This window comes from Actinomadura sp. KC216 (assembly GCF_004348535.1).
Lineage (GTDB): Bacteria > Actinomycetota > Actinomycetes > Streptosporangiales > Streptosporangiaceae > Spirillospora.
The window spans coordinates 1-20,199 of the sequence record NZ_SMJX01000144.1 but is presented as its reverse complement, the minus strand read 5'-3'; the positions used below and the strand labels follow the sequence as shown (position 1 = coordinate 20,199).

The window sequence follows — 20,199 nt, the reverse complement described above, 5'->3', positions numbered from 1 at the left end:
GGTATGGCGAGGTCCTGGGGGAGGACCGCGGTGGCGCTTCTCGCTGTGATCCCGCTGGGTGCGGCGGCGCTCCAGGGCGCCATCTGGTTCGTGGGCCGGGCGGGGGCGTCGGTGATCGAGTCGATCGTCGCCGTGTGGGCGCTGGTCCTCATGGCCGTCGTGGCGACCGTCACGGTCCAGATGCTCCGGCTCGTTCTGGTGCGGCCGCGGATGTGGGTGGCCGGTGACGAGATCGTCATCTGGGACGGGCTGCTGCTGTGGAAGGCGCTGCGGATCCCGCGTACGAGCATCGCGGCCGTGCGCCACGGCGGCGAGCCGGACCGGCGTCACCACGAGGAGGCGGCTCATCTGACGCCGTTCGGGCAGGAGGTCAACCTGGTCCTGCGGCTGCGGGACGCCCTTCCGCTCCCCGCGCGACGGCTGCGGTGGGGCAACTGGTTCTGGGTCATGCTGTCGTCGAGCGGCGATGCTTCGCGGCCGACGATCCCCCAGCGGGGACGTCCGGTCCGCTCGCTGTGGCTTCGGGTCAAGGCACCGCGCAGGGTGGCCATCGAGCTCGACCGCTGGCTGATGGACGAGGAGACGGCCCCACCGCAGCGGTTCACATCGGTCGATCACGTCTTCTACGGCCGGCTGCGCACGTACCACGGCGCGGGGAACACCCGCCTCAAGATCAAGGGACGCCTCGTCCAGCCGGTGCTCGCGGAGTTCGCCTACGAGGGCTCTGGCACGCTGCGGGGCTCCCTGCGGCGTACCGAGTTCGGACGTGGGGTCCCGGTGGTGGCGTGCGGCCCCGGTCCTACGGCCGCTGTCATCGTTCTGGACGACCGCTTGGTGACGGAGGAGGAGGCGGCCCGCCGTTTCCTGAACATCGAGGCCGAAGGGTCGTGGACCGTCACGATCGGCGGCCCGGACCGCGCCCGCTCGTTCACCCGCTCGGCCACGGGACACGGACCCGAAGTCCTCACCTATGAGGGTCCACCGGGGATCGCCGTCCTGACGTCTCCCGGCGGGGAGTTTCACGAGGTCCATCTCCGCGGCCCCGACCTCTCCGCGCTTTACGGAGGCGACCCGGTGGCGTTCGCGGGTGCGCTCGGGCAAAACTCGGCACACGGGTCCCCGGCGCCGAGTTTGAGCGCGTTCGCCGTCCCGTCAGGTGCGATTCTCCAGATCAGGACCAACAGAACCGAGTGGCGGATCGACGTGACACCACTCGACCAAGCCGATGTGGATTCCCCGCGGCATTCCGGGCCCGAAGGCGAGATATCGATTCCGCCCACCGGGCATGTCAGGCCGTTCGAGGGCTTTATCGCGGGTGATCGTGCCGCGGTCGTGCGTTACCTCGGACCACCCGGCCGCGTGCAGTTCCGCGCTGACGCCGGTTTCGGCCTCGTGCACCTGGACGCTGCTCTCGTCCCCCTGCGGACGCTCACGACCCCGGCGGCGGACCAGTCCCTGGACCTGCGGTCCCACGCGCTCATCCAGGTCACCGGAGGGTCCGGCACCTGGTCCATCCAAGAGGCCCACCCGGCCCAAGCCGTCCCGCCTGGTTCGGGCCGGTGCTCGGGCGGGCCCGGACCCTGGGCCGCAGACCCGACCCACCCACCGGCCAACGTCCGAGACTCGCCATGGCGGTGGTCGTCGCGTTGTGGTGGTCAGGGGGCCTTGCCTCGGGCGATGTAGGCGTTCATGTCGGTGAAGTCGAGGGTGACGTTGTACGGCTTGTAGAAGCTGTGGGAGAAGTGGGCCAGCACGTCGAAGCCGTAGTCGGTGGGTGATCCGGCTCTAGTGTTCGCGGGCCCGAAGGCGTCCGCGGGCCCGAAGCCGCCGGTGCCGCCGGACTTGCCCGCATAGCAGTAGACGTGCTTGGCGGTGGCGTCGCCGAGGCGGACCTCCTTCGGGTAGCACGGGTAGCTGACGACCGGCTGCCCGCCGGCGAAGGATTCCAGTGGGCGGTCGTAGTCCGTGCGGACCCGCAACTCCTGCGCCGTTTCGACGGACATGGCCGCGACCATTTCGCCGGTTCCGCCGATGTCCAGGGCCACGACCTGCGCTCCGGAGTCGGCGACGCTGCCCTTGCTGTGCAGCAGGTGTTCGCGGGCCAGCCACAGCGGCAGGGGCTTGGCGCCTGCCCGGACGGCGTCGGCGCGTGCCTTCCTGGCCGTCTCGGGGGTCCGGCGGCGCAGGATCAGCGACCGGCCCGCATAGTCGACGGTGGTCAGGAAGTGGTACATGACCCACGTGCCGATGATGCCGTCGTGTGCTCCGGCCGGCTCTTCTTCGTCCGACTTCGACCATTGCACGGGGATGTTGCGCAGTTCGATGCCGCCCAGGGTGAAGGAGTCCAGTACCCCGAAGTAGTGCCATATGGTGCGGCCCGCGTACTCGATCTTCTGGCTGGCGACGGGGGTCAGCCCGGCTTCCTCGGCCACCTTCGAGGACATGCCCAGCCACCCGACACGGGTGTAGAACGTGAAGGTCTTCGGCGGCCCGCCGTTGACCGAGGCCTCCAGCAGCGGAAACGGGTCCATCCCCCGCCACGGCAGCCGCGCGATGTCGCCGTGGATCTGGTACGGCTCGCCGCGGACCGCCGCGAACCATTTGGCGTAGACCTCGTCGCCCGCCGCCTGCCAGCGGGGTACGGCGAGGGAGAACTTGTCTTGGCGGGTGTAGCAGTCGGCCAGGAACTGGTTGGTCTGCTTGTCGGCGGGTGCCAGGTCGAGGGCCGTGTTGAGGTAGCTCTCCGCGTCACGGAACCGGTTGGCCAGCAGCCCGATATAGCCGCGCTGGCGTGCCGCGTGCACGTTCTTGGGGTCCTTCTTCAGGATCTCTTCGTAGGCGCGGGCGGCCTGCTCGAACTCCCCGGCCTTGAACAGCGCGTCCGCATCGCCGCCCGTGGCCCGCGCCGTGGCGGCCTCGCCCAGCAGCGGCATGGTCGCGGCGGCACCGGCCACCACCGCGGCCCCTCGGAGCAGCGAACGCCGGTCCCATTCCCTGTCATCGGCCACGGCCGTCCCCTTTTCGTGATCGGTTCCGAAGCCGGGGCAAGCGTGCGGCCAGGCCCCCGGCACGAAACGTTGTGGTCTGTGGGTCCACTGAAGACGGGAGGCTGTTGCAGCGGCATATGGGATTTTCGATACGCCCGCGATATCCGGCCTCAGGAGGGGGTGGCGTCCAGGACGGTACGCGGCTGCCTCAGGAGTGGGGCGAAGGCTCTTTCGGCCGCGCCCACGAGAGTGGCGTGCCGAAGGTCGCCCGTGGTGACTTCGATCCGGCCTGCGCGGGCGACGACGGAGGACGCCGTCAGCCCGTCGCGGACGAGATCCTCGGCGGCCCGGTACAGGTCGGCCAGGAAGCCCATGAGCACCACGCGTTCTGGCGCGAGCGTGTTGACGAGGCTGGTCAGGCCCGTCACCAGGTGGCCTGCGGTGACGCGGACCGCCTCCCGCGCGGCATGGTCACCGGCCGCGGCGTCATCGAAGATCCCCGTGGCGGCGTCTTCCCGGACGTGACGGCGTCGACCGGCGGCGCGGAGCAGTGCACGCGAGTCGGCGTACATTTCCAGGCAGCCGCGCGCACCGCACGGGCATCGCAGGCCGCCTGGCTCGACGATGATGTGACCGGCCTCCAACGCGTGGCCGCCCCCGGTGAGCGGTACGCCCGCGTCGATGAACCCGCCGCCGATGCCGACGCGCTCGCAGGTCAGGGCCAGCATGCTCGCGGCGCCGCGGCCGGCCCCGTAACGGAACTCGGCCAGGACGGCCAGCGTGGCGGCCCGGCCCACGGCAACCGGGACGCTGATCGGCACCATGCCGCCCAGCCGTTGCGCGAGCGGCACATCGTTCCAGCCCAGGTGCAAGGTGGACCGGACGAAGCCGTCGTGTTCCCTGATGAAGCCGGGCATCGCGATGCACACCCCGGCGCACCGGCGCTCGGTCCCGTGGGCCGCGTCGGAGATCGCGTCCGCCAGTGCCGGTATGAGGGTGGCGGGGTCGGTGTCAGCGCTGGTCAAGGCATGTTCGCGGACGTGGCTGATCCTGCGGTCCAGGCCGACGCGGCCGACCGTGACGCGGTCCGCGCTCACCTGGACGGCGACGGCCACGGGGCCGTCGGGATTCACCTCGACGACGGGCGACGGCCTGCCGCGTCCGGTCGAGGCGCCGGAGGAGCCGCGCCGCGGTTCGCCGACGCGGACCAGGTCCAGCGCCGCCAGGTCGCTCAGGGCGGTGCCCACCGCGCTCGCGGCCAGACCGAGTTCGGCCGTGACCGCCGCGCGGGTCAGCGGGCCGCGCCGATGCAGCAGCGTCAGGACGCGCCCGGCCGCCGGCCCGCCGTCGTCGCCGGTACCCGGCATACCGATCGCAACCAAGGAAGTCCCCGTCTCCACGGCAAGGTTTTTTTCTTCAAGAGAAGATAATATGGGCCGACCAGCTCGGCGATGCACAGAACAAGGGAGTCTGATGGTCATGATCCTCGCCAACGCCCGTGTGGTGACGCCCGGCCACGTCCTGGATCCCGGGTGGGTCGCGCTGGACGGTCACCGGATCTCGGCCGTGGGAGCCGGAGACCCGCCGCGGTCGGCCGACGCCGAGGTCCACGACCTCGGATCGGACTACGTGCTGCCCGGGTTCGTGGATCTGCACATGCACGGCGGCGACGGCGCCCAGGTCACCACGGAGGATCCGCAGGAGATCCTGCGGGCGATCGCGTTTCACCGCCGTCATGGAACCACACGCACGCTGGCCAGCCTCGTCACCTCACCGGTGGAGGAGATGGCGGCCGCGGCCCGCACGGTGGCCGCCCTCATGCGCTCGCCCGACCCCCTGCACCGGTCGATCGCCGGGATCCACCTCGAAGGGCCGTTCCTCAACCCGAACCACAGGGGCGCCCATCACAGCGACTACGTCCTCGCACCGGACGTCAACGCGTTGCGGCACCTGCTCGCCAGCGGCGACGGGACCGTCCGCACCGTCACCCTCGCCCCCGAGCTGGATGGCGGGATGGACCTCGTCCGCGAAGTCGTCGCGTCAGGCGCGGTCGTGGCGGTGGGGCACACCGACGCCAGCTACGACGAAGCGCACCAGGCGTTCGAGGCGGGCGCCGGCATGGCCACTCACCTGTTCAACGCCATGCGGCCGTTCCACCACCGTGAACCGGGCCCGGCCGTCGCCGCGCTCACTCACGACAACGTCACGTGCGAGCTCATCAACGACGGTGTCCACCTGCACAGCGCGACGACACGTCTCGCGTTCGCCGCCGCGGGCGCCGAGCGCATCGCCCTGGTCACCGATGCCACCCCGGCGGCCGGAGTGAAGGACGGCCGGTTCAACCTCGGGCCGCTGCCCGTCCTCGCCCGCGACGGCAAGGTCACGTTGCTGGACGGCGTCACCAACGCGGGCAGCACCCTCACCATGGACCGCGCGCTGCGCCACGCCGTGCGCTGCGTCGGGATCCCGATCACCCAGGCCGCCGTCGCCACGGCCACCACCCCGGCGCGCATGCTCGGGCTGGGAGAGCAAACCGGGAGCATCGAGTCCGGCAAGGACGCCGACCTCGTCGTCATGACGCAAGACCTGCACGTCCGCACGGTCATCGCCTACGGCGCGGTCGTTCACGGAACGCTGGCGGCGAGCATGAGCGCCTGACCGGGTACCGACGTTTCGCGGCGGTGGCCCGGGTACGTCGCGAGAGCAGGCGGCCCGCGACGTACCCGGAGGGAGGCGCCGATGCGCGCCGTAGTGATCAACTGCACCCTGAAGCGCTCACCGGCGACCTCCAACACCCACGCGCTCGCCGCGGTGGTGGAGGACGCGCTGCGCGCCAGGGGCGTCACGGTGGAGAGCATCCGGGCCGTGGACCTGGACATCCCGCCGGGTGTGGAGACCGACCTCGGCGACGGAGACCCGTGGCCGGCCGTGCACCGGTCGCTGCTGGAGTCGGAGATCCTGATCCTCGCGTCGCCGACGTGGGCGGGGCAGCCGTCCTCGGTCGCCCAGCGGGTCATCGAACGGATGGACGCCATGCTGTCGGAGACCGACGACGACGGGCGCCCGGTCGCCTTCAACCGGGTCGCCGGTGTGATCGTCACCGGGAACGAGGACGGCGCCCACCATGTGATCAACAACCTGAGCGGGGCGCTGAACGAGTTCGGCTACACGATCCCCGGCCAGGCGTGGACGTACTGGAACCGGGGCCCCGGCCCCGGCCCGAGCTACCTGGAGACCGACGAGGGCCACGACTGGTCGCACAGTACGGGTCGCGCGATGGCGTCCAACCTGGTCGCCGCCGCCTCGGCCCTGGCCGCGAACCCGATCCCCGCCCCGCCGTCCTGACCCGTCGCGCCGCCGTCACCAAGGCGGCGGGATCTTGGTGGAAGGCTGTGGGATGCGGGTGCTGGTGGCCGGGTGGCCTAGCTTTCTGCACGGGGAGGCCACGGCGGGTGACGTCCTGGCGATGGAGGCGGTGCGGCGGGGGCTCGCCGACGCCGGGGTCGCCTGCGATCTGGTGTGGAGTCCCGTCTTCAGGCCGGACGGTCTGGGCCTTGAGCAGGCGGATCCCGGCCGCTACACCCACCTGGTGTTCGCCTGCGGCCCGCTGAGCGGGCCGCAGATCGAGGAGCTCCACCGCCGTTACGCGCGCTGCGTCAGGATCGCCGTCGGGGTCTCCGTCCTCGATCCGGACGACCCGGCCGTCAAGGGATTCGACACCGTCCTCGCGCGGGACGCGCCCGAGGCGGTGCCCCGGCCGGACCTGGCGGCGCTCGCCGCGACGCCGCCGGCGCCCGTCGTCGGGGTGGTGTCGGCGCCTGGCCAGGCCGAGTACGGGGCGCGGCGGCGGCACAGCGGCGTCCAGCGGGAGCTGACCGCGTGGCTCGCCGCCCGGGAATGCGCCCGGCTGCCCCTCGACACCCGGCTCGACCCGCGCGACTGGCGCATGTTCGGCACGGCGGCGGAGCTGGAATCCGTCGTCCGCAGGCTCGACCTGGTGGTGACGACGCGGCTGCACGGCCTCGTCCTGGCGCTGAAGAACGGGGTCCCCGCGCTGGCCGTGGACCCGGTGGCCGGTGGCGCGAAGGTGGCCGCCCAGGCGCGGGCCTGGTCGTGGCCCGCCGCCGTGACCGTGCGGGGGACGGCGACGCCGCTGCTCGATCCCGCCGAACTCGACCGGTGGTGGGAGTGGGCGCTGTCCCCGGACGGCAGGGCGCGAGCGTGCGCGCCGCCTCCCACCGACACCATGGTCGCCGAACTGCTGAACGTCCTCGGCGGCTAGCCCGCGACCGCGTCGTCCGGCGCCGTCGGGACGAGCGTGCCCACGGCCGGTACCGGGACGGGGCGGCGCAGTTCCCGGGCGAACCACTCGATCGTGGTGCGCAGCCCCTCCTCGACCGTGATCCGGGGCCGCCAGCCGAGCACGTCCTCGGCCAGGCTGGTGTCCGGGCGCCGCACGCGCGGGTCGTCGGCCGGGCGGTCCACGAAGCGGATCCGGGACGGCGAGCCGGTCAGCTCGATGACCAGCTGGGCGAGGTCGGCCATGGAAATCTCGTAGGGGCTGCCGATGTTGACCGGCCCCGGGTGCCCGGAGGTCCCGAGCGCGAGGATTCCCCGGACGGTGTCGTCCACGTGGCAGATCGAGCGGGTCTGCGAACCGTCCCCCGTCACGGTGAGGTCCTCGCCGGTCAGCGCCTGCCGCAGGAACGTCGGGATCGCGCGGCCGTCGTCCGGGCGCATCCGCGGCCCGTAGGTGTTGAAGATCCGGACGATCGCGGCGTCGAGGCCGCGCGAGTGCCGGAACGCCGACGTCAGGGCCTCGCCGAACCGCTTGGCCTCGTCGTACACGCTGCGCGGGCCGACGGGGTTCACGTTGCCCCAGTACGACTCGGGCTGCGGGTGGACGAGCGGGTCACCGTAGACCTCGGACGTGGAGGCGAGCACGAACCGGGCGTTCTTCGCCTCGGCGAACTCCAGCGCGTTGCGGGTCCCGAGGCTGCCGACCTCCAGCGTCTGGATCGGCAGCCGCAGGTAGTCGGCCGGGGAGGCGGCCGAGGCGAGGTGGAAGACGTGGCCGACCTCGCCGGGGACGTCCACCGGCTCGGTCAGGTCGCATTCCTGGAACCGGAAGTCGCGCCTGCCGATGAGGTGCGCGATGTTGCGGAACGTTCCCGTCAGCAGGTTGTCCAGGCACACCACGGAGATTCCCCGGGCCAGCAGCGCCTCGCACAGGTGCGAGCCGAGGAATCCGCAGCCTCCGGTGACGACGGCGCGTGGATGACTCATCGTGGTCCTCTCGTCGGTCCTCGCTCATGAGCGTTCACGAGCGCTTTCTCGGCGGCTTCGATGGCCTGGTCCGCGGAGATGTCCAGCAGGCCGGGGCAGGGGACGCGTCCGTGCGGGTCGCCGCGGTGTCCCGTCCACATGACGTGGTGCTCGGCGCGGTCGGTCGGCGGTCCCCACCGGCCGGGCGGGGTCGGGCCGAACAGCAGCACCGAGGGCGTGCGGAAGGCGGTCGCGAGGTGGGCGACGCCGGTGTCGCCGCAGATGACCAGGCGGGCGCCCGCGACGAGCGCGGCCAGGTCCCGGAGCGGGGTGCGGCCGGACAGGTCGGCGGTCTCGTCCAGCCCGGCGAGCCGGACGACGCGGCCCGCGAGGTCGGCCTCGCCGGGGCCGCCGGTGACGACGACGCGCTCGCCGCCGTCCCGGAGCGCGGACGCGACGGCCGCGAACCGCTCGGCGGGCCAGCGGCGCGCCGGGGACGCCGCGCCCGGATGGACGACGACGGCGCCGGGCGCGGGCGAGGCCGTGGCGGGCGCGGGCAGGTCCAGGTCGGCGGGGTCCGCGTCGAACCCGAACGCCGCGACGAGCCGGCACCAGCGCGACACCTCATGTTCGTCCGGGTCCCAGCCGGGTCCGTCGCCGTATCCGGGGCAGGCGAACGCCATCAGCGTGCGCGGCGCCGAGGCGGCGAGGAGCCGGTGGCTCTGCGGGCCCCGCCCGTGCAGGTTGACGGCGACGTCCACGGGACCGGCGGGCGGGAGCGGCTGCTCCAGGCCGTCCACCGGCAGGACGTCGTCGACGGCACCCGTCGCGCGGGCGAGCGGGTCGAGGACGGCCGGCGCGGCGAGCGTGATCCGCGTGCCGGGCAGCCCGCGCCGCAGGGCCCGCAGCGCCGGGACGGCGGTCAGCAGGTCCCCGAGCCCGAGGGCGCGGAGCGCGAGCGCCCGCCGGGTGCTTACGGCCACGACGGCTCGCGCGAGGGGCAGACGACCATTTCGCGGATCTCGCACCCGGCAGGCTGGGAGAGGGCGAACGCGATGGTCGCGGCAACGTCCTCGGGGCGGTTGAGCTGGGCGTCGGGGCCGGGCTTGTACTGGTCGGGACGGTCGTCGAAGAACGCGGTGCTCATCCCGCCGGGGACGACCATCGTGACCGCGACCCGCCCGGCGAGCTCGGTGGCGAGGGCGCGGCTGAACCCGACGACGCCGAACTTGGACGCGCAGTAGGCGGTGGCGTCGCTCACGGCCTTGAAACCCAGCGTCGAGGCGACGGTGACGACGCGTCCCGGGGGCTCGTTCTCCAGGTAGGGGAGCGCGGCGCGCACGACGGCGGCGGTGCCCAGCAGGTTGACCTGGATGACGCGTTCCCAGTCCTCGGCGGGGACCTCGCACAGCGTGCCGCACGCGTCGATGCCCGCGGCGGTGACGACGGCGTTCAGCCCGCCGGCGGAGCGGGCCAGGCAGTGCACCGCGCGCTCGGCGGACCGGCGGTCGGCGAGGTCGGCCTGCATGTGCTCGACGTCGTCCTTCGGCGGGTACCGGTCCAGGACGAGGGGCCGCCCGCCGTCGTTGGCGACCTTCCGCGCGACGGCCGCGCCGAGCCCGGAGGCGCCGCCGGTGATGAGGACGTTCATGACGCGTTTCCCTTCGTGGTGGACAGCAGGCGTGTGGTGGAGCGCCCTTCCAGCAGGGGCAGCAGGACCACCTCTCCGTCGTGGGCCCGGACCGTGTCGGCCTCGGGCAGGGTCGTCCCGGCGTAGTCGGCGCCCTTGACCCACAGGTCGGGACGCAGCCGCTCCAGCAGCGGCGCCGGGGTGTCGTCGTCGAACACGATCGCGGCGTCCACGTCGCTGAGCGCTTCCAGCACCCGGACGCGGTCGGCGGCGGGCGTCACCGGCCGGGACGGTCCCTTGCGGCGGCGGACCGACGCGTCGGAGTTGACGCAGACGATCAGGCAGTCGCCGAGCCGCCGCGCCTGCTGGAGCAGGCTGACGTGGCCCGCGTGGAGGAGGTCGAAGCAGCCGCCGGTCGCGACGACCGTCCCGCCCGCGCGCCGGGTCCGCTCGACGACGTCCCACGCGTCCTCGCCCCGCTCGGGAACGAGCCGGGGCGTGCCGGCCTCGGCGAGCCGCGCCGCGACCGCCGCCGCGGCACCGGCGCGGACGAAGCCCGACGCGTTGCCGACGCCAGCGGTGACGGCGCCGGGCAGGTCCGCGCCATCGGCGAGCGCGCCCGCGGCACCGGCGGCGAAGGCGTCGCCCGCGCCGCACGCGTCGCCGTGCGCCGGCCGGGCGGGCGCCAGGAACGGCGCCTCCGAACCGTCGCACAGCAGCGCGCCCTCGGAGCCGAGCGTGACCGCGACGCCGTCGGCGCCCCAGGCCCGGCCGAGGTGCCGCCCGCACCGGCCGGCCGCCGACAGGCCCGTCCCGGCGATGTCGGCGCCGTGCGCGGCGGCGAGCCGGGCCGCCTCGGCGGCGTTCGGGGTGACCAGCCGCACGCCCGGCGGCGGCGGCTCGCCGCGCGGATGCGGGTCCCACACGACGGGGACGCCGCGCGGCAGCTCGGCGAGCCGCGCCCGGACGGCGCGGTGCCGGGCGACGCCGCGCCCGTAGTCGGCGACCAGCACCGCGCCGGCCTCCGCGATCGCGTCGAAGACGCGCGGGCCGACGGGCCCGTCGAGCGCCTCGCCCTCCCCGACGTCCAGGCGGGCCACCGACTGGCCGCCGGACCGGATGCGCATCTTGCAGGGGGTGCCGCCGTGCAGGTGGAAGGCGGCGACCTCCAGGTGCCGCTCCAGCATCGCGCGCAGCCGCCGGCCGGGCTCGTCGTCGGCGAGCGCGGTGACGAGCACCACCTCGCGCCCGTCCGCCGCGGCCAGCAGCGCCGCGAGGCCCGCGCCGCCGGGCCGGGGCAGCTCCGTGGCGTGCTCCACGACCGGGACGGGCGCGTCCGGGCAGAGCCGGGAGCTGCTCCCGGCGACGTCGATGTCGAGCAGCGCGTCGCCGATCACGACCAGCGGCGCGGTGCGGTCAGGCATGGCGCACCCCCAGGGCTTCGTCGATCGCTCCGCACAGCAGGTGGATCGCGGCGAGATGGATCTCCTGGACGGTCGAGGCCGCCGCGGCCCGCACGGTGATCGCCTCGTCGCACGCGTCGGCGAGCGGGTTCGGCCCGGGCCCGGTGATCGCCCAGGCGGTCAGCCCGAGCCGGCGGGCCCGGTGCGCCGCGGCGATCACGTTGGGGCTGCGCCCGCTGGTCGACAGGCAGATCAGCACGTCACCGGGACGGCCGTGCGCCTGCACCTGCCGCTCGAACACGCTGACCGTGCCGTAGTCGTTGCCGATCGCCGTGACCGAGGAGGTGTCGGCGTGCAGCGCGATCGCCGACAGCGGCCGCCGGTCGTCCTCGAACCGGCCGACGAGCTCGGCGGTCAGATGCTGCGCCTCGGCGGCGCTGCCCCCGTTGCCGCAGGCCAGCAGCCGTCCGCCGGCGTCCAGGGCGCGGGCGAGCCGGCGGGCCCAGTCCTCGAGCGTCGGGACCTCGTCGCGGAACCGCAGCGCGGCGTCGGCGAGCGACTCGAGGCGCCGGCCGTGCACGCTGGTCGCGGATGTCCGGGTACCGGTCTGTGCGGTCATCAGGCGGCCACCTCGCTCAGTGCGGCGGCGTGCCGGTAGACGCCGGCCGTGCCGGCGGCGACGCGGGCCCAGGAGTACTGGTCGCGGGCCCGGTCGGCGCCCGCGAACCCCATCGCGGTCCGCGCGGCGGGGTCGTCCAGCAGCCCGCGGATCGCGCCGGCGGCCGCCTCCGGGTCGCGCGGCGGGACGAGCCTGCCGGTGACGCCGTCCACGACGGTGTCCAGATGCCCTCCGACCTCGGTCGCCACCACCGGGACGCCGCAGGCCATAGCCTCAAGCGGCACCATGCCGAACGGCTCGTACCAGGGCAGCGTGACCACGAGGCTCGCCGAGCGCAGCAGCGGCGGCACCTCGTCGCGCCCGAGCTGGCCGAGGAACTCCACGCGCCCGGCGACGCCCGCGTCCCGCGCCACCTGCCGGAGCCTGCGGACCTCGGGGTCGGCGTCGAGGCCGCCGCGGGGCGGGCCGCCCGCGACCAGCAGCTCGGTGTCCGGCAGCCGGGCCAGCGCGCGGATGGCGGTGTCGACGCCCTTGCGCTCGACGAGCCGGGACAGCACCACGAGCCGGTGCGGGTCGCCTCCGCCGGCGCTCGGGCCCTCGGGCGTGAACAGATCGAGGTCGACCCCGCACGGCACCACGCGGATGCGGTCGAGGGGGACGCCCATCGCGGTCAGCTCCGCGATCTCGTCCGAGCAGGTGGCGATGACGGTGGCGGCGGCGCGCCCGATCGCGCGTTCCAGCCGGACGCGGGAGGCGGGGCTGGTGTCCTTGCCGCCCTGGTGGCGGCGCTTGACGGTGCCGAGCGCGTGGTAGGTCTGCACGAGCGGGACGCGCGGCGCGCCCGCCGCCTGGGCGGCCTGGAGCGCGGCGACGCCGCTCATCCAGAAGTGCGCGTGCGCCACGTCGGGCGGGTCGGCGGCCCAGCGCCGCTCCAGGTAGGTCCCGAAGTCGCGCATCCACGGCAGCAGGTCGTCCTTGGCGATGTGCTCGGGCGGTCCCGCCGGGACGTGCTCCACGGTCACGCCGGGCGCGAGCCGGACCCGGTCGGGCGGGCCCGGCGCGTCCCGGCGGGTGTAGACGGTGACGTAGTGCCCCTGCGCGCCGAGCTCGGCGGCCAGTTCCGCGACGAACACGTTCTGGCCGCCGGCGTCCGCCCCGCCCAGCCCGCGGCCCGCGGATCCGCGCGCGGCGGCGAGCGGGCTGGCGTGCTCGGAGATCATGGCTATCTTCATCGCGTTACCTCCTGGAGAGTTCGGCGCCAATCGCGCAGGAACCGCGGCAGGCCGTACCGGTCGCTGGCGTAGGCCCGCGCCTCCTTGCCCATCTGGCGGGCACGGGCCGGATCGGCGGTCAGGCTCCGCGCGGCGTCCGCCAGGGCGGTGACGCGCGTGGACAGCACCCCGGCCTCCGGCGGCACCGCCTCGGTCGCCTCGGTGGTGGCGAGCGCCACCACCGGCAGGCCGAGCATCATGGCCTCGATCAGCGCGAGGCCGAGCGAGGTCCACCGGTAGGGGTGGACGTAGACGCGGCGGCGGGCGAGCTCGTCGTGCATCCTCGCCTGCGGCAGGTCCTCGAAGGTCCAGAGCGATTCGGGTGCGATGCCGAGGCGTCCGGGGACGCCGGTGACGTTCATGCCGAAGAGGTCCAGGGGGACGGCGGCGGCAAGCTGGGGGAGCAGGTCGACGCCGGTGACGCGTCCGCGGCGCAGGGGATCGTTGATGACCACGCCGGCGCGCGGCATGTCGCCGGTGTAGCGGTGGCCGGGGTCGACGACGCCATGCTCGATGACCATGGTCGGGGCGCGTCCGCAGTTCCAGAACAGCTGGTTGAAGTGGGTGACGTGCACGACCGGGATGTCGGAGCGGTCGTGCAGGAAGTGCCGGCTGTCCGGGACGACCTCCTCGGGGCCCCCGGCGTCGGACGGGGTGCGGCGCGGCGTGTCGTGCTCGACGAAGACGGCGGGGACGTCGCGTCCCGGGCGGCGGCCGAGCCATTCCTCGGCGAGCCGCAGCTCGTGCGGGCGCTGCAGGACGACGGCGTCGACGTGCTCGCCGCGGAGCCGTTCCGGCGGCACCTCGATCGCCCGGCCGGGCCAGTGGAAGGTGTCCGGGCGGCCCTTCCCGTCCGGGCCCCGGTCCGGGGTGACGGGGACGAGGGTGGTCTGCGGGCCGTGGACGAACGACGTCGCCCACGATCCGTGCACGTGCCACATCAGGACTCTCATCGGGCGGGCGCCTCCTCCGGGCCGGCGAGGCTCTCGTCGTTGACGAGGCTCTCGTCCTTGGCGACGATCTCCACGGCCGCCGCGACCTCCTCGGCGGTGACGGACGACAGGCACGGGTGCCCCTCGACCGGGCACTCGGTGGCGCGGGTGTTCCGGCACGGCGCCGCCTGGTCGCCGAGAAGCGCCAGCGGGACGCCGTACGGCGCCCACCGCGAGGCCGGCACGGTCGGCGCGAACAGCGACACCACCGGCGTGCCGACGGCCGCCGCCAGGTGGGCGGGGCCGGTGTTGCCGGCGACGACGGCGCGGGCGCCCGCCAGCACGGACGCCAGTTCCGCCAGGCCGGTCCGGCCGCCGAGGTCGAGGCCGTCCTCCCCGGCGACGCGGGCGGTCAGCTCCTTTTCGTCCGCGTGGCCGGTCACGATCACCCGGTGCCCGGCCGCGGCCAGCAGCCGGACGGCCGCGGCGCAGCACCCGGGCGGCCACGCGCGCGCGGGGACGGACGTCCCCGGGTGCACCACCACGTACCCGGGCCCGCCGGTGAGGTGGCCGGTGCGGGGCAGCGGGCCGCGGACCCGCAGCCGCGTGTCGGCCGGGGGCGGGAACCCGGCGTCCTCGGCGAGGGCGAGCATGCGCAGCGGCTCGGGCACGTCGGCGTCCGGCCGGTGCCGCAGGTCGAGCAGGGAGCCGGGGTAGTCCTCGCTGATGCCGCCGATCCACGGCGTTCCCGCGAGCCGCAGCAGCAGCGCGAGCGGCAGCGGCGACTGGTGGAACGAGGTCAGGATCAGCGCCCGGTCGAATCCCGCGACCTCGCCGAGGAGGCGGTCGATCGCGGCCTGGTCGACGGGCACGTGGCCGGGGTCGATCCAGGGGGCGCACCATTCGATGACACGGTCGACGCCGGGCAGCAGGTCGGCGGCGGCGCGCCCGCGCGGCCCGCACAGCAGGACGACCTCGGCGGCCCGTGCGGCGACCGCCCGCACGGCGGGGCCGGCGAGCAGCACGTCGCCGATGTTGTCCTGGCGCGCGATGAGGACCCTCGGCCGCGCGGTCACCGGCGCCGCCGTCCGCCGAGGACCAGTTCGATGGCCGCGTCCAGCGTCGGCGCCGTCTCGGCCGCCAGCGCGATCTCGGTGTCGAGGGTCCGGCCGGTCGGGACGAGGATGCCGCGCGCTCCGGCCGCCACGGCGGCCTCGATGTCGCGGCCGATGTCGCCGATGACGATGCAGTCGGACGGCGGCACCCCGAGCCGCTCGGCCGCACGCTCGATCATCCCCGGGCGCGGCTTGCGGCAGCCGCAGCCGTCGCCGTCGTCGTGCGGGCAGAACTCCCACGTGTCGAAACGGCCGAGCAGCTCCTCGACGCGGGCGTTCACGCGCCGCACGTCCCCGGCCGTGATGCGCCCCTTGGCGACTCCCGACTGGTTGGAGACGACGCCGACGCGGACGCCGTGCCGCCGCAGCCGGTCGAGGGCGCGGCGCGCGCCCGGCATCGGCTCGACGCGCGCCGGGTCGCCGTTGTAGGGGACGTCCTTGATCAGCGTGTCGTCGCGGTCGAACAGCACGAGCCGCGCCGCGCCCCACCTGCGGGCCCGGCGGTGGACGGCGAGTCCCCGCAGCCGGTGCCAGATCGCCGCGGGCGGGATGGCGGCGCTGGTGACCAGCATCGTCGCCGCCTCGCGCGGCGTGCGGGGCCCCGGCCGGATCCGCTCGTAGGCGAACCGTGCGGTCAGCGCCGTCCAGACGCCGCCCGCGGCGCAGGCGGCGAGAGCCGCGCGCCGGTCGCGGCCCGCGCCCCGGAGCGCGGCGGGCGCGGCGGCCAGGGCCAGCAGGCCCGCGGCGGTGGTGAGCGCGTGGCGCCGCAGCAGGCCGCGGCCTTCACCGGCGCGGGCGCGCCAGTGCCGGCCGTGCGCCCGCCACATCAGGATGTCGTCGGCGTTGCCCGCCTGCGCCCGCACCGACGCCCAGAACCCGGCCGGGCGGACCGGATGCGTCACCCGGCGCTCGCCGAGGACAAGGCCGTGCCCGGCGTCCATGGCGCGCAGCGCGAGGTCGGCGTCCTCCCGGTAGGCGCGGCGGAAGCGCTCGTCGAACCCGCCGAGCTCGGCGAGCACGCCGCGGCGGTAGGCCATGTCGGCGGTGATCCACTCGGCGGTCGCGAGCGCGGCGGTGTTGCGTTCCCAGTCCGTGGCGGCGCGCCCTTCGGGCAGCGGGACGGTGACGCGGCCCTGGCAGCCGCCGGCCTCGGGCGGCAGGTCCGCGAGGTCGGCCGCCAGCCGCGCGGGCCAGTCCGGGCCGGGGACGACGTCGTCGTCCAGGAACGCGATCCACTCGGTCGCGGCGGCGCGCCACCCGGCGTTGCGCGCGGCGGCGGGCCCGCGCCCCCCGGAGCGGATCACCCGCACCTCGGGTCCGGCGGACACCGGCAGCGGGAGCGGCGCGCCGGGCTCCGGCCGGTCGTCCACGACGATGATCTCGTGCGGCGGCGGGCCCGTCCCCTCCCGCAGCGCGTCCAGGGTGGCGCGCAGGCTCGGCCGCCCGATGGTGGGGATGACGACGGTGCAGCTCATCGGCCATGCACCTCCCTGCGGCGGACCACGTAGGGCCCGATGGCGAGCAGGTCGACCGGGGCGGAGCCGAAGCACTCCAGCGCGTCGCGCGGGTCGTCCACCATCGGGCGTCCGGCGGTGTTCAGGCTGGTGTTCACCACGACGGGCAGCCCGGTGCGGCGGCGGAACTCCTCCAGCAGGCGCGCGACGAGCGGCTCGCCGCCGGGATCGACGGTCTGGATGCGGGCGGTGCCGTCCACGTGCACGACGGCGGGGATCCGCTCGCGCCACTCCGGCTTCACCCGGTGCACGAACAGCATGTACGGGCTCGGCAGCGGGCCCTCGAACATCTCGGACGCGTGGTCGAGCGCGACCATCGGCGCGATCGGCCGGAACTGCTCGCGGCCCTTGACGTCGTTGAGCCGCTCCACGTTGTGCGCATGCCCGGGATGGGCGAGCAGGGAGCGGTGCCCAAGCGCGCGCGGGCCGAACTCGGAGCGTCCCTGGAACCAGGCGACGATCTCGTCGCGCGCGAGCGCGTCGGCGACGGTGGCCGCGAGATCGTCCGGCCGCTCGTAGGGGATCTTCGCGGTGTCGAGCCGCGCGGCGATCTGCGCGTCGTCCCAGCTGCGGCCGAGGTCCGCGCCGGGCATGGCGGCCAGCGGGTCACCACCGGACCGCGCCACGTGCAGCGCGGCGCCGAGCGCGGTCCCGGCGTCGCCCGCGGCGGGCTGGACCCAGATCTCGTCGTAGGGCCCGGCCTCGGCCAGCCGGGAGTTGGCGACGCAGTTGAGCGCGACGCCCCCGGCCAGCGTCAGGCGGCGGCCGCCCGTCCGGCCGTGCAGCCAGGCCGCGAGATCCAGGAGCACCTCTTCGAGCCGTGCCTGGACGCTCGCGGCGAGGTCGGCGTGGTCGCGGGTCCACTCGCCGTCCGGCGCGCGGGCCTTGGCGAGGGCGCCCCAGTCGACCGGGTCGGTCGCGAAGCCGCCGTCGCCGGTCGCGCGGATGTGCTCGCGCAGCTCGTCCAGGAAGCGCGGCTCGCCGTAGGACGCGAGGGCCATGACCTTGTACTCGTCGCTGGAGCGCAGGAAGCCGAGGTGCTCGGTGAGGTCCTCGTACGTCAGCCCCAGCGAGTGGGGGAGCCGCTGCGCGGCCAGCGGTGTCAGCTCGCCGTGCTCGTAGGTCCCGGCCAGGTGCGAGTGCGATTCGCCGCGGCCGTCCAGGACCAGCACGTCGCCGTCGCCGGGGCCGGGCGCGGCGAGCGCGGCGGACGCGGCGTGCGCCACATGGTGCGGGACGAACCGGACGATCCCCGGGTCCAGCCCGGGCAGCGCGGTGGCGAGGAAGTTCGGCGCCCGCTGCGCGTACAGCGTCCGCAGCCGCTCCCACTGGACGTCGTGGCCGTCGAGGCCGGGCTCGACCAGCGACGGGTCGTAGGAGTAGGCGACGGCGTCCAGGGCGCCGGGCTCCAGCCCGGCCTCGTCCAGGCACCATCGGGCGGCCTTCTCCGGCAGCTCCCAGCCGGAGAAGGGCACGGGCCGCTTCCCGTGCTTGCGGCGGCTGAAGCGCTCCTCCTCCGCGGCCGCGACGACGACGCCGTCCGACACCAGCGCGGCGGCCGGGTCATGGAAGATCGCATTGATTCCGAGCACGCGCATGGGACCCCGTTTCTGCGCAACGTCGGTGAGAGGGGCGGTGGATGCCTGCGTCCTAGGCACCGGGCTCCGTCGATCCGGAGCGAATCCCCTATAGGTCATTCGCCATTGCCGGGAACCGGGGAGATAAACGGAAGTGAGTAGAAAGTTCTGATTTACCTGGCTATATGACTTTTGCTGCATGGACCGGTGGGGCTCGGGTACCGGCCGGTCCATGCGCTTCACCGTCGTCGTCATCACCCGGGACCGGCGGCGCTCCCTCCTCGCCGTCCTCGCCCGCACCCGCGAGCTCACCGAGCGCGCGCCGGTCATCGTGGTGGACAACGCGTCGCGGGACGGGACGCCCGGCGCCGTCGCGGCCGAGTCCCCGGACGTCACCCTGATCCGCTCGCCGCGCAACCTCGGCGCCGTCGCCCGCAACCTCGCCGCCGACCACGTCCGCACCCCGTACATCGCGTTCTGGGACGACGACACCTGGTGGGACCCGGACGCGCCGTCCCGCGCCGCCGGCCTGCTGGACGCCCACCCACGGCTCGCCGCGGTCACCGGCCGGATCCTGGTGGAACCCGGCGGGCGCGAGGACCCGATCGTGCCCGAGCTGCGGGACTCGCCCGTGCCCGGGCCGCCGTGGCTGCCGGGGCCCGCGCTCGGCTCGTTCCTCGCCGGGGCGTCGATGCTCCGGACGGAGGCGTTCCGCGAGGCGGGCGGTTTCTCCCCGCGGCTGTGGCTCGGCGGCGAGGAGGAACTGCTCGCCGCCGACCTGATGACGCTCGGCTGGGAGCTGTGCTACGCCGAGGACGTCGTCGTGCACCACGAGCCGTCCCGGCTCCGCGACCCGCACCTGCGGCGCCGGCACGGCATCCGCAACACCCTGTGGTTCACCTGGCTGCGCCGCCCGCTGCCCACCGCCGCCCGCCGCACCGCCCGGCTGCTGCGCACCCTGCCCCGCGACCGCGTGACCGCGGGCGCGCTCGCCGCGGCCGCCGCCGGGCTGACCTGGGTCCCCCGCGAGCGCAGGACGCTCCCGCGCGACGTCGAGCACCGGCTGCGCACCCTGGAGACGTCCCAGCGCGAGTCCAAAGCCCGCCGTTACGTGAGCTAGGTGACACATGTCCGATGTGACGATCGTCGTCGCGACCCGCGACCGCGCCCCGGAGCTGCGCCGCAGCCTCGGCCACCACACGGCCCCGGTGATCGTGGCCGACAACGCCTCCTCCGACGGCACGCCCGAGGTGGCGGCCGCGGCCGGGGCGACCGTGCTGCGGCTGCCCGGCAACCGGGGCGCCGCCGCCCGCAACGCCGGAGCCCAGCGCGCGGCCACCCGCTACATCGCCTTCGCCGACGACGACTCCTGGTGGGCCCCGGGCAGCCTGGAACGCGCCGCACGCATCCTCGACGCCCACCCCCGCACGGCACTGCTCGCGGCACGGGTCCTGATCGGCCCGGAGGAACGCCTGGAGCCCGTCTCCGAGCAGATGGCCCGCTCGCCCCTCGGCCGCCCGGACGGCCTCCCCGGCCCCGCCATCCTCGGCTTCCTCGCCTGCTCGGTGATCGTCCGGCGGGACGCGTTCCTCGACGCAGGCGGCTTCTCCGACGTCCTGCACTTCGGCGGCGAGGAGGAGCTGCTCGCCCTCGACCTGGCCGCCGCCGGATGGGGCCTCGCGTACGTGCCGGAGCTGGTCGTCCACCACCACCCGTCCACGGTGAACCGCGACCCGGCCGCCCGCCGCCGGCGCCAGGCGCGCAACGGCGTCCTGACCGCGTGGCTGCGCCGCCCGCTCCCGGCGGTCGCCCGCACGGCCGCCACCGCCCTCACCAGCCGGGACGGCCGCGCCGGCCTGGCCGACGCGCTCCGCACCCTCCCCGCC

Annotated in this window: 18 protein-coding genes; 6 read left to right on the top strand and 12 right to left on the bottom strand. The window is 74.8% G+C overall.

Features of this window, described 5'->3' with window-relative positions; genetic code table 11:
* On the top strand, positions 1 to 1,683 hold a 1,683-nt coding region (locus tag E1264_RS23815; RefSeq protein ID WP_207936109.1), incomplete at its 5' end, for a hypothetical protein.
* Here the strand turns inward: E1264_RS23815 and E1264_RS23810 are convergent.
* Together E1264_RS23810 and E1264_RS23805 are read right to left on the bottom strand one after the other, a co-directional pair.
* Entirely contained in the window at positions 1,656 to 3,008 is a 1,353-nt protein-coding gene (locus E1264_RS23810) for a tetratricopeptide repeat protein (protein WP_132177137.1), read from the bottom strand. The genes E1264_RS23815 and E1264_RS23810 overlap by 28 nt on opposite strands.
* 149 nt (positions 3,009 to 3,157) lie before the next feature.
* Positions 3,158 to 4,354, bottom strand: coding sequence for an ROK family protein (locus E1264_RS23805; protein ID WP_165964333.1), 1,197 nt, complete (start codon positions 4,352 to 4,354; stop codon positions 3,158 to 3,160).
* 106 nt (positions 4,355 to 4,460) lie between these two features.
* On the opposite strand from E1264_RS23805, the gene nagA reads away from it, so the two are divergent.
* The 3 genes from nagA (at position 4,461) to E1264_RS23790 (ending at position 7,269) form a co-directional block, all read left to right on the top strand.
* A complete protein-coding gene (gene nagA / locus E1264_RS23800) occupies positions 4,461 to 5,645 on the top strand; it encodes an N-acetylglucosamine-6-phosphate deacetylase (protein WP_132177133.1) in 1,185 nt (394 codons plus the stop codon).
* An 81-nt stretch (positions 5,646 to 5,726) separates the two neighbouring features.
* A complete protein-coding gene (locus E1264_RS23795; RefSeq protein ID WP_132177131.1) occupies positions 5,727 to 6,332 on the top strand; it encodes a flavodoxin family protein in 606 nt (201 codons plus the stop codon).
* 52 nt (positions 6,333 to 6,384) lie between these two features.
* On the top strand, positions 6,385 to 7,269 hold the full coding sequence (locus E1264_RS23790) for a polysaccharide pyruvyl transferase family protein (RefSeq protein ID WP_132177129.1): 885 nt from the start codon (positions 6,385 to 6,387) through the stop codon (positions 7,267 to 7,269).
* On the opposite strand, the gene E1264_RS23785 is transcribed toward E1264_RS23790, so the two are convergent.
* The 10 genes from E1264_RS23785 to E1264_RS23740 are packed head-to-tail and all read right to left on the bottom strand — an operon-like array spanning position 7,266 to position 18,334.
* Entirely contained in the window at positions 7,266 to 8,273 is a 1,008-nt protein-coding gene (locus E1264_RS23785) for an NAD-dependent epimerase/dehydratase family protein (protein ID WP_132177127.1), read from the bottom strand. The two genes, E1264_RS23790 and E1264_RS23785, sit on opposite strands and share 4 nt — an antisense overlap.
* On the bottom strand, positions 8,270 to 9,235 hold the full coding sequence (locus E1264_RS23780) for a glycosyltransferase family 9 protein (RefSeq protein WP_132177125.1): 966 nt from the start codon (positions 9,233 to 9,235) through the stop codon (positions 8,270 to 8,272). The genes E1264_RS23785 and E1264_RS23780 overlap by 4 nt, the downstream gene beginning before the upstream one ends.
* A complete protein-coding gene (locus E1264_RS23775) occupies positions 9,226 to 9,903 on the bottom strand; it encodes an SDR family oxidoreductase (RefSeq protein WP_132177123.1) in 678 nt (225 codons plus the stop codon). The genes E1264_RS23780 and E1264_RS23775 overlap by 10 nt, the downstream gene beginning before the upstream one ends.
* Entirely contained in the window at positions 9,900 to 11,306 is a 1,407-nt protein-coding gene (locus tag E1264_RS23770) for a PfkB family carbohydrate kinase (protein WP_132177121.1), read from the bottom strand. The genes E1264_RS23775 and E1264_RS23770 overlap by 4 nt, the downstream gene beginning before the upstream one ends.
* The gene (locus tag E1264_RS23765) at positions 11,299 to 11,904 is read right to left on the bottom strand and encodes an SIS domain-containing protein (protein WP_132177119.1); all 606 of its coding nucleotides are present in this window, start codon (positions 11,902 to 11,904) and stop codon (positions 11,299 to 11,301) included. The genes E1264_RS23770 and E1264_RS23765 overlap by 8 nt, the downstream gene beginning before the upstream one ends.
* Positions 11,904 to 13,136 (bottom strand): glycosyltransferase, encoded by a 1,233-nt coding sequence (locus E1264_RS23760; RefSeq protein WP_132177117.1) that lies wholly within the window; start codon positions 13,134 to 13,136, stop codon positions 11,904 to 11,906. Before E1264_RS23760 ends, E1264_RS23765 begins: the two co-directional genes overlap by 1 nt.
* Positions 13,133 to 14,128 carry a glycosyltransferase family 4 protein gene (locus E1264_RS23755; protein ID WP_132177115.1) on the bottom strand — a complete coding sequence of 332 codons (996 nt, stop codon included), beginning with the start codon at positions 14,126 to 14,128 and terminating at the stop codon, positions 13,133 to 13,135. Before E1264_RS23755 ends, E1264_RS23760 begins: the two co-directional genes overlap by 4 nt.
* Positions 14,125 to 15,183 carry a glycosyltransferase family 9 protein gene (locus tag E1264_RS23750; protein WP_207936108.1) on the bottom strand — a complete coding sequence of 353 codons (1,059 nt, stop codon included), beginning with the start codon at positions 15,181 to 15,183 and terminating at the stop codon, positions 14,125 to 14,127. The genes E1264_RS23755 and E1264_RS23750 overlap by 4 nt, the downstream gene beginning before the upstream one ends.
* A complete protein-coding gene (locus E1264_RS23745) occupies positions 15,180 to 16,697 on the bottom strand; it encodes an HAD-IIIA family hydrolase (protein WP_132177113.1) in 1,518 nt (505 codons plus the stop codon). Before E1264_RS23745 ends, E1264_RS23750 begins: the two co-directional genes overlap by 4 nt.
* On the bottom strand, positions 16,694 to 18,334 hold the full coding sequence (locus E1264_RS23740) for a carbamoyltransferase C-terminal domain-containing protein (protein ID WP_132177111.1): 1,641 nt from the start codon (positions 18,332 to 18,334) through the stop codon (positions 16,694 to 16,696). Before E1264_RS23740 ends, E1264_RS23745 begins: the two co-directional genes overlap by 4 nt.
* Positions 18,335 to 18,512: 178 nt before the next feature.
* Between E1264_RS23740 and E1264_RS23735 the strand changes: the two genes are divergently transcribed.
* Both E1264_RS23735 and E1264_RS23730 read left to right on the top strand, forming a co-directional pair.
* Positions 18,513 to 19,433: a glycosyltransferase gene (locus tag E1264_RS23735; RefSeq protein WP_132177109.1), complete on the top strand. Its 921-nt coding sequence runs from the start codon at positions 18,513 to 18,515 to the stop codon at positions 19,431 to 19,433.
* Positions 19,434 to 19,440: 7 nt separating this feature from the next.
* A partial coding sequence (locus E1264_RS23730) for a glycosyltransferase (RefSeq protein ID WP_132177107.1) occupies positions 19,441 to 20,199 on the top strand: 759 nt, incomplete at its 3' end.